Annotated in this window: 8 protein-coding genes; 2 read left to right on the forward strand and 6 right to left on the reverse strand. The window is 75.1% G+C overall.

Going from position 1 to position 7392, the window contains the following annotated elements:
* The 3 genes from HOY81_RS26355 to HOY81_RS26365 form a co-directional block, all read right to left on the reverse strand.
* Positions 1-735: TetR/AcrR family transcriptional regulator (locus tag HOY81_RS26355; protein WP_237323219.1), on the reverse strand; the 735-nt coding region annotated here is incomplete at its 3' end.
* A complete protein-coding gene (locus tag HOY81_RS26360; RefSeq protein WP_237323220.1) occupies positions 732-1412 on the reverse strand; it encodes a DUF4166 domain-containing protein in 681 nt (226 codons plus the stop codon). The genes HOY81_RS26355 and HOY81_RS26360, both read right to left, overlap by 4 nt.
* 392 nt (positions 1413-1804) lie before the next feature.
* Complete coding sequence (locus tag HOY81_RS26365) at positions 1805-2248, reverse strand: subtilase-type protease inhibitor (protein ID WP_237323221.1); 444 nt, start codon at positions 2246-2248, stop codon at positions 1805-1807.
* Between the two features lie 509 nt (positions 2249-2757).
* On the opposite strand from HOY81_RS26365, the gene HOY81_RS26370 reads away from it, so the two are divergent.
* Positions 2758-3087 carry a hypothetical protein gene (locus HOY81_RS26370; RefSeq protein WP_237323222.1) on the forward strand — a complete coding sequence of 110 codons (330 nt, stop codon included), beginning with the start codon at positions 2758-2760 and terminating at the stop codon, positions 3085-3087.
* A gap of 27 nt (positions 3088-3114) precedes the next feature.
* Here the strand turns inward: HOY81_RS26370 and HOY81_RS26375 are convergent, their stop codons facing one another.
* The 3 genes from HOY81_RS26375 to HOY81_RS26385 all read right to left on the reverse strand — a co-directional run bounded on the left by HOY81_RS26375 (position 3115) and on the right by HOY81_RS26385 (position 6617).
* Positions 3115-3942, reverse strand: a complete 828-nt coding sequence (locus HOY81_RS26375) for a YceI family protein (protein ID WP_237323223.1) — start codon at positions 3940-3942, stop codon at positions 3115-3117.
* A 322-nt stretch (positions 3943-4264) separates the two neighbouring features.
* Positions 4265-5875, reverse strand: a complete 1611-nt coding sequence (locus HOY81_RS26380) for an MDR family MFS transporter (protein ID WP_237323225.1) — start codon at positions 5873-5875, stop codon at positions 4265-4267.
* A gap of 232 nt (positions 5876-6107) precedes the next feature.
* Positions 6108-6617 (reverse strand): MarR family winged helix-turn-helix transcriptional regulator, encoded by a 510-nt coding sequence (locus tag HOY81_RS26385; protein ID WP_237323226.1) that lies wholly within the window; start codon positions 6615-6617, stop codon positions 6108-6110.
* A 201-nt stretch (positions 6618-6818) separates the two neighbouring features.
* On the opposite strand from HOY81_RS26385, the gene HOY81_RS26390 reads away from it, so the two are divergent.
* Positions 6819-7034 (forward strand): hypothetical protein, encoded by a 216-nt coding sequence (locus HOY81_RS26390; protein ID WP_237323224.1) that lies wholly within the window; start codon positions 6819-6821, stop codon positions 7032-7034.
* Positions 7035-7392 lie beyond the last annotated feature (358 nt).

The raw sequence follows: 7392 nt of genomic DNA on the forward strand, positions 1-7392 counted from the left end.
GCCGGACCAGCTCGTCGATGAGCACGTCGCCCAGGTCGGTGCCGGCCGGGGCCAGGCGGCCCGCTGTCCGGTCCCGCGACGCAGCCCGGCCCGTACGGCGCGGCGCACCACCGGCCCCTGCTCGTCCAGCACGGCGGCCAGCGCGGCCAGTTGCTCCAGGGCCGCCAGCGCCCGGGCGCCCCCCTCCGGGTCCACCCCCTCGTACAGCTCCAGACCGACGAACGACGCCGCGACCGCCCGCGCCGCCCCCGCCGGATCCACGAACTCCCCCAGCGGCGAGGCCGCCAGCACCCGCACCAGCACCTCCTCCAGCTCGGCGATCCACAGGCCGAGCCCGGCCGCCGTGGCGGGCGCCAGCCGCGCGTCGGCCTGCGCGCCGGCCAGGAGCTGCGCCAGCACCGCCACGGTGCCGTCCGCCTGCTCCCGGGCGTGCAGCTCCCTGCCCAGCGCCAGCAGTTCGGCGAGCGTCCCGACCTGCGCCAGCCGTTCACGGTAGGCGGCGACCCGCTGCTCGGCGCCGTACCGGCAGGCCGCGGCGAGGAGTTCGTCGACGCTGCCGAAGTGGTAGAAGACCAGCGCCTGGTTGACGCCGGCCGCGGCGGCGACCGTACGGGCCGAGGTGCCGGCGATGCCCTGCTCGGTCAGGCAGCGCAGCGCACCCTCCAGCAGCCGGCGCCGGGTGTCCCCGCCCCGCGCCGAGCCGCCGCCCGCGGACCCCGTGCGGGCACCGCTCATGCCCGCGCCTCCTCCCGCACCGGCCGTAGCCCCGCCCGTACCGCCCGCCGCGCGGCCGGCACGTACTCCGCGGCGAACGACCCCTCGTAGCCGAAGAGCGGGCCGAACCGCCGGTTGGCCACCCGCACCCGCACCCGGAACCGCCCGGCGTCCTCGTCCCAGGACTCCCGCACCTCCGCCTCACCGCCCAGCAGCTCCGGCACCCGGACGTCCACCGGGCCCTCACGGAAACGGTGTTCCCCGGAACGGATCAGCAGCGCGCCCTCGTCGTCCACGGCGAAGTGCAGCTCGCTGGCGAGATGCTGGTGGGTGCCGAGGTAGTCGACCACACAGCCGCGCTCCGGGCTGTGGATCATCGTGGCGTCGAACCGGCGCGGCCCGCCGGGGAAGGCGAAGGTCCGCACGAAGGTGACCGTCTCCCGGCCGTACGCGTCCCGGTAGGGCACGTTCTCGATGGTGAAGGGCACGTCCCGGCCGGCGCGCGGCACCAGGATGTTGCGGGTCGAGCCCAGGGCCAGGAACGGCCGCACGAAGCCCCGCCCCTGCCAGACGCGGTCCATCGTGCCGCGCCCGATGCACGCCTCCCCGCTCTCCAGCCCCACCGAGAAGCGGCGCTGGAGCCGCGGGTGCAGCCGGTCGAAGTCGGCACCGAGGACGCGGCGGAAGATCGAGGTCATGGCTGCTCCAGTCGGTCGAGAAGGGCGGGCGGCGCAGACTCCGGGTCCGGGGCATCCGGGGCCGCGGGGCGGGCGTCGCCGGGGGCACGAGGGCCGGGTCCGCGGGGGGCCGCGTGCCGGGCCACCTGGGGACGCGTCCGGGCCGGCTTCCGGCGCGGCTTCCGGCGGGACACCTCCGGGCCGGCTTCCGGCAGGGGCGCCGGCGCGGGCTTCGTCCGGACCGGACCGTCCGGACCGGACCGTCCGGAAAGGACCGGGGGCGGGAAGGAGAACGGGGGGTTCTCCTCCTCCGCCCCCGGCTGGGCCGTGGCAGGCCCGTCCCGTGCGGCGGGGAGGCTGCGCAGCGGGACGTCTGGTGGCCCGTGGTGGCCGGACCGGCCCGGTGGGCGGGGTCAGAAGGCGAAGACGGCCGTGCCCTCGGCGCTCCGGACGCAGGAGTTGGCGTAGGTGCGCTCGTAGGACACCCGCTTGCCCTCCCAGACGCCCTGGGCGGTCACGACCACCGGGTCGTAGATCATCGGGCAGGCGGTGCCGGTCGCCTCGTCACCCAGCACGGCGAAGTCCCCGTTCACCGCGCGCAGCCGGGCGCACGCCGCGGCCGGGTCGGGATGTGTCCCGGTCGGGGTGGGAGTGCAGGAGAGCGTGACCGCACGCTGTGGCGTGGCGGTGGCCGCGTCGGTGCCCTCGGCGACCGTGAGCGTCAGCGCCGAGGGGGCGTAGAGCGAGTCAGGCGCTGTCGGCGCTGTCGGCGCGGCGGTGGCCGTGCCGGAGAGTCCGAGGAGCGTGCCCGCGGTCAGCAGCGGGATCACCGCTGAGAGCCGCACAGGATGACGCATGGTGACGTACCTTCCGCTTGGTGTGACGGATTGCGGTCGTGAGTCTGGCGGCAAACGAGAGGCGATGCACATCGACCGATCAGATTCGGTAACGTTGCGTATTGAAGCAGTGGCGGGATGTGCAGGGTCATATGCCAGTGGCGCCCTACGGCGCCCCGGCGACCAGCGGGGTCAACGCCTGGTGAACCACGCCGGTTCGTCACACGCAGCGCAGGGAACGATACGAGCCGTGCGCAAGACGGCCGGAATCATGTCGCTTCCGCGTGCCATCGGTCCATAAACCGCCATCCCCGGACACCGGGCCCGGTACGTCCCGGGTCCGTCCCGGCCGCGTCCACCCCGGCCAACTCTGCACCCGGGGTGCCCGTTCGCCCTGTGCCGCGCCCGCCGAGCGGCTACGGTCGGGAGCGCCCCGTGGCGACGGCCGCGGCGCCGACGGGTTCGCGGGCGCGTACGGGTGCGCAGCACGGAACGGAACGGTTGCGGGAGAGGCACGGGAGAGTCGGAGCATGGAGAGACCGGAACTGACCGATGCCGCCGCGCTGGGCGGCGCGGCCGTGGTGCGGGCGACCTGGGGCGGCCGGTCCGACCCGGAGCTGTTCGAGGAGCTGGTGTGCTGGTTCGGGCGGGGCGACCCGCAGGCCCGGTCGTTCTGGGCCCGGCGCCTGGAGGACACCGCGACGGCGCTCGCGGACGTCTCCGGCCCGGCCCGGTTCGCCGCGGCCGAGCGGGACATCTGGAGCGAGCGCGTCCGGCTGCATCTGGAACAGCTCCCGGACGGCGAACGGGAGCGGGCCGTCGCCGAGTTGCGCGCGCTGACGCGGGACGGCACCGGCTAGTACCGCAGCGGCGCGCACGCCGGCCCGTCACCCCTCGGGCAGCGACTCCCCGCGCACGGCCTGGATGTCGAGCTCCACCTTGAGGGTCGTGCCGATGGCGGCGATGCCGGCCGCCACCACCTGGTTGTACGTCATCGCGAAGTCGTGCCGCCGGAGTTCGGCCGTGGCCCGGAACGCCGCCCGCTCCCCGCCCCACGGGTCCGGACCGGTGCCCAGGTAGTGCAGGTCCAGCGGCACGTCCCGGACCAGCCCGTGCATCGCCAGCCGCCCGCGGACGGTCCAGCGGTCCTGCCGGGCGGTCCGTTCCACCCCGGTCGCCTGGTATGTGATCTCCGGGTACTCGGCGACGTTGAGGAAGTCGGCGGAGCGGATGTGCCGGTCGCGCAGCGCGTTGCCGGTGTCGATGCTCTCCGCCCGTATCACCGCCTCCACCAGGGACTCCTCCGGCTCCCCGGCGATCTCGACGCGGCCGCCGAAGTCCGTGAACCGTCCCTGCACGCTGGAGATCCCCAGGTGCTGCGCGGTCGCCGCGACCCGCGAGTGCCCCGGGTCGATCGTCCACACCCCGGGCGGGGGCAGCTCCGCCGCGTCCTCCTGCCGGGCGAGGACCAGGGTGCCCAGCTCGGCACGGCCGGAGGAGGGCGCCTGGGCGGTGACGGCCTCCGGCGCATAGCCGAGGGCGGTGGCGACGACCGTGTACGGGCCCGGGGGCAGCGCCTCCTCGCTCCGTACGGCGCCGTCGCCGTCGGCCTCCGCACGCAGCACCCGGGCGCCGTCGGCGTCCGTCACGGTCAGCACCGCATGCGGCAACGCCCGGCCGTCCCCCGTCCGGATCTGCGCACGTACGCCTGCCATCAGCTTCCTTCCGTCGTGCAGGACCGCTGCCGGGCCGCCTTCCCGCGCCGGGGCCGCCGGCGGGTCCTGCTCCCGCCGTTCAGGCCCCATGGTGCGGTGCGGCCGTCGCGGCGTGCGCGCCGGGGTGGGGGAGCGCGGCGTCCTCGCCGTTCACGCCCCTACCGGGCGCCGTTCACGCGGGGGTGAGCCGGGGTCGGCGCCCGTGCCGCCCCGGCCCGCCTCGGACCGCGGGGGTCCCGGGCCCCGGCGAGCCGGCGGCCGGACCGCGGGGCCCCGGCTCCCGGTGTGCCCGGGCTCCCGGTGGGCCCCGGCCCGCGGCGGGTCAGCGGGCGCGGGCCCCTCCGGGGGCCGGCGCCGGGGCGGCCTCCCGCTCGGCCCGCGTCCCGGTCTTCTCCTCGTGCTGCGCGCGCTCCGCGTCGTCGCCCTGCTGGATCCCCGACCGGGTGCGCAGCGGCACCTCCTTGATCAGCAGCACCAGCACCAGCGCCACCACGGCGATCGGGGTCGCGTAGAGGTAGATGTCGCCGATGCCGTGCCCGTACGCGCTCTCCACGACCGTGCGCACCGGCCCGGGCAGCTCCGCCAGGTCGGGGATGCCGCCCTGGGCGCCGCCGCCCGCGCCCCGGGCCGGACCGCCGAGCTCGGCCAGGCCCTCCCGCACGTACCCGGAGATGCGCTCGGCGAGCACCGCGCCCAGCACGGAGACGCCCACCGCGCCGCCCAGCGAGCGGAAGAAGGTGACCACGGAGCTGGCCGCGCCCAGGTCCCGCACGTCGACCTGGTTCTGGGTGCAGAGCACCAGGTTCTGCATCAGCATGCCGACGCCGAGGCCCAGCAGCGCCATGAAGGCGGCCACGTGCCAGTAGGGGGTGTCGTGCCGGATCGTGCCCAGCAGGCCGAGCCCGCCGACGAGCAGGACGGCGCCGCCGGTGAGCCAGGCCTTCCAGCGGCCGTTCCGGGTGATGATCCGCCCGGAGACGGTGGAGGAGAGGAAGAGACCGAGGATCATCGGGATGGTCATGAGCCCGGCGACCGTGGGGGATTCGCCCCGCGCGAGCTGGAAGTACTGGGCGAGGAAGACCGTCGCCCCGAACATCGAGACGCCGACGAAGAGCGAGGCCAGGGAGGCCAGCGAGATCGTGCGGTTGCGGAAGAGCCGCAGCGGCACGATGGGCTCCCGGGCCCGGCTCTCGGTGAGGACGAAGAGCAGCGCCAGCAGGATGGAGCCGCCCACCATGGCGTACGTCTGCCAGGACAGCCAGGCGTAGTCGTCGCCGGCCAGGGTCACCCAGATGAGCAGCAGCGAGACGGAGGAGGCGAAGAGGCCGGCGCCCAGCCAGTCGATCTTCACGCCCTGCCGTTTCACCACCGGGAGATGCAGCGTCTTCTGCAGCACGACCAGGGCGAGCACGGCGAACGGCACGCCCACGTAGAAGCACCAGCGCCAGCCCAGCCAGCCGGTGTCGGTGATCACGCCGCCCAGCAGCGGCCCGCCGACGGTGGCGACGGCGAACGTCGCACCGAGGTAGCCGTTGTAACGGCCGCGCTCCCGCGGGGAGATCATCGCGGCCAGGATGATCTGCGCCAGGGCGGTCAGGCCGCCCATGCCTATGCCCTGCACGGCGCGGAACGCGATCAGCGTCCCGGTGTCGTGCGCGAGTCCGGCGCCCGCGGAGGCCAGCACGAAGATCACGATGGCCGTCTGGACCAGCATCTTCTTGCTGGTCAGGTCCGCCAGCTTGCCCCAGAGGGGCGTCGTCGCGGTCATCGTGAGCAGCGTGGCGGTGACGACCCAGGTGTACGCGCTCTGGCTGCCGCCCAGGTCGGCGATGATCCGCGGCAGGGCGGTGGAGACGATCGTCGAGGACAGGATGGCGACGAACATGCCGAGCAGCAGCCCGGACAGCGCCTCCATGATCTGCCGGTGCGTCATCGTCGGGGTCTCCGTGGCCCCGGAGTCTGCGGAACGCGCGGCCGGGGACGCGGCCGGCCCGGTGGAGGTCTTCGGGGCTGCGGCATCGTGCGGCGCCGCGGGCCCGGTCCGGGAGGCGGCGTCGCGCCCGGCGCCCTTCCGGAGGGTGTGGGCGCCGCGCCGGGGCTCGTGCCCGCCGCCGTCGGGGTCGCGCACGCCGGAGCGCGTGGAGGTGGCCATGCGTTTCCTTACGTCACTTGCTGCTGTCGGCCGGGTGGGAGGAGGGGGTGACGGCGACGGGGCGGGGGCGGCACTCCCCGAAGTCCGCGATGAGGCGTTCGAGGAGCCGGTTGAGCGTCGCCACGTCGTCGGCGGTCCATCCGGACAGGTGCTCCGCCAGGGACTCGGTGGCCAGCTCGGAGAGCTCGTCCAGGAGCCGCTCGCCGCTTCCGGTGAGACGGAGCAGCCGGGAGCGGCCGTCGTGCGGGTCGGGGAGCCGTTCGATCCAGCCGCGCTCGACGGCGTGCGCCACATGGCGGCTGGTCACCGAGAGATCGATCGCGAGCAGCTCGGTGAGCTGGCTCATCCGCATGGCGCCGTGCCGGCGCAGCAGGGTGAGCAGCCCGGCCGAGGCCGGCGGGCAGTCCGCCGGCAGCCGCCGGGCCAGCTCGCGGTTGACGACGCCGACGGCGCGCAACTGCCGGGCCAGTTCCCGGTACTGCCGGCTCTGCTCGGTGGGCGGCACGGCTCCCGCTCCCTCCATATCGTTGCTCAGGGCAACCACCATACGGAAGATTGGTTGCTGAAGGCAAGTTCAATCCGGGCATGCGAGGCAAACAATCCACAAAGCATCGGTCTGCTGCGTGCCAAGCCGGGCCCCGGCCGGCAGGAGGCGGGACTGCGGGAGACCGGGGTGCGGGGCGGGGCTGTGCCGTGCGGGGCGGGTTCGCTAGGGTCCTGCTCCATGGCTCACAACCCCCACGCACCCCAGGGTCCCGAGGGTCAGCAGGACCCTGCGGGGAACACCCAGATGTTCCGTGCCTTCGTCGACGAGGCCGGCCCGCAGACGCGTTCCGCGGCGGCCTCCTCCGGTTCGTCCGGGCCGCGCATCGGCCTGATCGTCGGGATCGTGGCCGTGGTCGCGGTCCTCGCCGGGGTCGCCTGGCTCGCCCTCTCCTGAGCACCCGGCGGCTCCCCGGCGGGCGCGCGGTCCGCGGTGTCCGCGCACGGTGTGTCGGCGGCGCGCACGTGGTCTGCCTGCGGTGTCCTGCGGGCTGCGGTGTCCTGCGGGTCTCTCCCTGCGCGCGGTCGCGTGGCACGTGCGCGGCATGCGCGCGGGCGCAGGGGTGCGGGTCTGCGCCGGCTGAGCGCCCGGCGGCTTCGCGGCCGGGGTGGTGGCGGGTGCGTTGCCGGGCGCGGCTGTGTGCTGGGCTGGGGTCACTGCTGGGCGGGCTACGAGGGGAGGGGTGGTGGGTGCCGGGCTCGTTCATGCTGCGGGCGCGGGTGGCCTGGTCGGCCGGCGTTCACCCGCCTGTGAC

It is taken from the genome of Streptomyces sp. JJ36, from assembly GCF_021696945.1.
In the GTDB taxonomy this organism is placed as follows: domain Bacteria; phylum Actinomycetota; class Actinomycetes; order Streptomycetales; family Streptomycetaceae; genus Streptomyces.

What these genes read in the sequence shown, in the direction of transcription:
- HOY81_RS26360 (WP_237323220.1), bottom strand. Translation starts at nt 1,412, where the DNA reads ATGACCTCGATCTTCCGCCGCGTCCTCGGTGCCGACTTCGACCGGCTG.
- HOY81_RS26365 (WP_237323221.1), bottom strand. Translation starts at nt 2,248, where the DNA reads ATGCGTCATCCTGTGCGGCTCTCAGCGGTGATCCCGCTGCTGACCGCG.
- HOY81_RS26370 (WP_237323222.1), top strand. Translation starts at nt 2,758, where the DNA reads ATGGAGAGACCGGAACTGACCGATGCCGCCGCGCTGGGCGGCGCGGCC.
- HOY81_RS26375 (WP_237323223.1), bottom strand. Translation starts at nt 3,942, where the DNA reads ATGGCAGGCGTACGTGCGCAGATCCGGACGGGGGACGGCCGGGCGTTG.
- HOY81_RS26380 (WP_237323225.1), bottom strand. Translation starts at nt 5,875, where the DNA reads ATGACGCACCGGCAGATCATGGAGGCGCTGTCCGGGCTGCTGCTCGGC.
- HOY81_RS26385 (WP_237323226.1), bottom strand. Translation starts at nt 6,617, where the DNA reads ATGGAGGGAGCGGGAGCCGTGCCGCCCACCGAGCAGAGCCGGCAGTAC.
- HOY81_RS26390 (WP_237323224.1), top strand. Translation starts at nt 6,819, where the DNA reads ATGGCTCACAACCCCCACGCACCCCAGGGTCCCGAGGGTCAGCAGGAC.